This window comes from Roseiarcus sp., assembly GCF_052145395.1.
Lineage (GTDB): Bacteria > Pseudomonadota > Alphaproteobacteria > Rhizobiales > Beijerinckiaceae > Roseiarcus.
Genome location: NZ_JBKQOT010000247.1, coordinates 1 through 2,828 on the forward strand (window position 1 = coordinate 1; position 2,828 = coordinate 2,828).

Annotated in this window: 3 protein-coding genes and 1 pseudogene; 2 read left to right on the forward strand and 2 right to left on the reverse strand. The window is 65.1% G+C overall.

The window, feature by feature from the left end:
- Together ACLP25_RS08450 and ACLP25_RS08455 are read right to left on the reverse strand one after the other, a co-directional pair.
- A pseudogene (locus ACLP25_RS08450) lies at positions 1-120 on the reverse strand (SDR family NAD(P)-dependent oxidoreductase); the annotation flags it as partial.
- A 42-nt stretch (positions 121-162) separates the two neighbouring features.
- Positions 163-573, reverse strand: a complete 411-nt coding sequence (locus ACLP25_RS08455; protein ID WP_442468766.1) for a cupin domain-containing protein — start codon at positions 571-573, stop codon at positions 163-165.
- Between the two features lie 151 nt (positions 574-724).
- Between ACLP25_RS08455 and fabI the strand changes: the two genes are divergently transcribed.
- Together fabI and ACLP25_RS08465 are read left to right on the forward strand one after the other, a co-directional pair.
- Positions 725-1,489 carry an enoyl-ACP reductase FabI gene (fabI, locus tag ACLP25_RS08460; protein ID WP_442468767.1) on the forward strand — a complete coding sequence of 255 codons (765 nt, stop codon included), beginning with the start codon at positions 725-727 and terminating at the stop codon, positions 1,487-1,489.
- A gap of 572 nt (positions 1,490-2,061) precedes the next feature.
- The coding region (locus ACLP25_RS08465; RefSeq protein ID WP_442468768.1) for an AAA family ATPase at positions 2,062-2,828 on the forward strand (767 nt) is incomplete at its 3' end.

The following is a 2,828-nucleotide window of genomic DNA, read 5'->3' on the forward strand; positions in this document are numbered from 1 at the left end:
CTCCGCGACCGCCTCTTTTTGGGATTTCTCGCGGGCGGCGGACACGATCACCCGGGCGCCGGCCGCGGCGAGCGCCAGCGCAATCGGGCGGCCGTTGCCGCGCCCGCCGCCGGTGACGATGGCGACGCGAGGATGAAGGGACTTGGGCCGCTCCTCATGCGCTCAGGCGGATTTTTCCGCCGAAAACAGATAGGTGACGCCGTCGAACGAATCGACCGGGATGCCGTAGACAAAGCGCAGAAGCGCCGTTCCCGTCTGCCGGATTCCATGCTCGGCCATGCCGGGGATGAACACGGCCGAGCCCGCCCTGACCGGCGTCTCCTCGCCATTCAGCGTCACGACGCCCGTCCCGGCGATGACGTAGTAGATCTCGGGCGGGGCATGGCGGTGGAGGCCGAGCCAGTCGCCGGGCTCAAGATCCGCGACGCCGCACGTGATCCCGTCGATCGGCGTGCCGGGGTGCGAGAACAAAGTCCGCCAGCGGATGCGCCCCTTGACCGGGTCGTCCCAGCCGTCGAGCGGCGCCTCGGCCTCGTCGAGGACGAGGGGCTGGCTCATCGGTTGATCGTCCATCGGCGAATCCTCAAGGCTTGGCGTCGTCGGGGGCCGGCGTCTCAAGCACCGCCGCTCTCTGGAAAGGCCCCTTCGCCTTTTTCCGCGGTTTCGCGATCGGCGCGCAAGTGCTACACGGCGCCCGGCGGTTTCCGATCGCGCGGGCGGCGACATGACGACGTTGAAGGGTAAGAAGGGGCTGGTTTTCGGCGTGGCGGACGAACGCAGCCTCGCCTACGCCTGCGCACGCCATTTTCGCGACGCGGGCGCCGATGTCGCCATCACCTACCTGAACGCGAAAGCGGAGCGCTATGTCCGACCGCTCGCGGATGCGCTTGGCTGCAAAATCGCCCTGCCCTGCGATGTCTCCGTTCCCGGCGAGCTCGAAAACGTCTTCGAGGAGATCGCGACGAAGTGGGGATCCCTGGATTTCGCTTTCCATTCGATCGGCTATGTGCCCCCCGCTGACCTGCGTGGCCGGGTCATCGATTGTTCCGCGGAGGGCTTCGCCCACGCCATGCTCGTCTCCGTGCACTCGTTCTTGTCCATGGCGAAGCTCGCCGAACCTCTGATGACGTCGGGCGGCTGCCTGCTCACGATCACCCACTACGGCGGCGAGAAGGCGGTGCGACCCTACGGCGTCATGGGACCGGTCAAAGGCGCGCTTGAAATCGCAGTCGCCTACATGGCCTTGGAGCTCGGGGGAAAGGGGATCCGGGTCAACGCCATCTCTCCGGGGCCGGTGGCGACGCGTTCCGCCTCGGGGCTCAGGCAATTCGACGAGTTCTTGGACCAAACCACCGAACGCGCGCCCCAGCATCGGCTCATCTCCGCCGACGACGTCGGCGCTTTGGCCGCCTTCCTCGTCAGCGACTCGGCGAGCTCCATGACGGGCAACATTACCTACGTGGACGCGGGCTATCACGTGGTGGGCTGACGTCCGTCGCGCCCCCGCCGCCTGCGCCAGCCGTAAGTCCTCGTTTTCGCCCTCGTGCGAAAAATCCATCGATCCGAGCCGCTCGCCGAGCGGGGCGATGCGTGCGCTCGAGGCGTTGTTGCATGGATCGACGGAGGAGACGCATCAACCCCATCCCTCTCCGTCCTCAGGCAATACGGACGGAAATCGGGCTTCCCAGCTTCGACATGCGGTTCAAGACATGGACGGCGACCCTAACTTCTGTGCCATGGCGCTCGTCCTTGTGGAAGCGCAACCCATCGCCGATGACTTGTTTATATCGACCGATCATGGTCTCCACACGGCTTCGTTTAGTATAGCCCGACGCCTTTTGCCATGCGATCCTGCGCCGCCGCAAGGTACGAGATGACAAGGACCGTCCTTCAAATCAGGCCGGACTCGCGTTAACGAGGCGACGGCTCATGCCCCGCTTCGGGCCTAACTCTATCCCCGACACCCAAGGAGATTGCACACTGGGGGCCCTCTAAACGAAAATCGTCTGGATGATGACTCTCCTCGAACGCAAATCGGAGCTAGCAGCGATCCGGTCCCTAATGCGCCGCGGCGGTCTCTTGATTGTCGAGGGCGGAGCGGGGCTAGGCAAGACTGCAATGCTCAATGCTGCTTGCGCCATAGCGAGCCGGGAGCGCCGGTTGGTTCTTCGGGCGCGCGGCTCGGATCTGGAAAGTGACTTCGCCTTTGGAGTCGTCCGCCAGCTGTTCGAGCGCTACTGCGCCAACTCCGGCGAGGACGAGACGACGGCGCTGTTCGCAGGCGCCGCGCACCCGGTTCGCGCCCTCCTTGTTCCTACCGTCGCAGACGTTGGCGAGCAGGACACGTTTGCCGTTCTGCACGGGCTTTATTGGTTCACGATTAATATCGCCGCGCGCCATCCGGTCCTGATCGCCATCGATGACGCGCACTGGGCCGACGACGCCTCGCTTCGGTGGCTCGCCTACCTAGCGCCGCGCTTGCAGGGACCCGAGATCGCGGTCGTCGTGGCGCTGCGTCCGGATGAGCCCCAATCACAGATGCGGGAATTCGCTGCGGTGCGCGCAGCTGCCGGCTCGACGATGAGTTTACCGCTGCTGACCGATCAGGCGGTCGTCAAGATTGCGCGGGAAACACTTTCAAAGAACGCCGACGATGACTTGTGCGCCGCCATCCATCGCGCCACTGGCGGCAACCCGTTTTACGTCTTGGAGCTCTTGCGTGCGGTGGAGCGCTCAGGCCAGCGCCACGGAGCATCAGCGATCGAAGAGGCATTAGACCGCGGCGGGATCGAGGGCATCGCATTGCAGCTCGGCGCACGCCTGCGAGC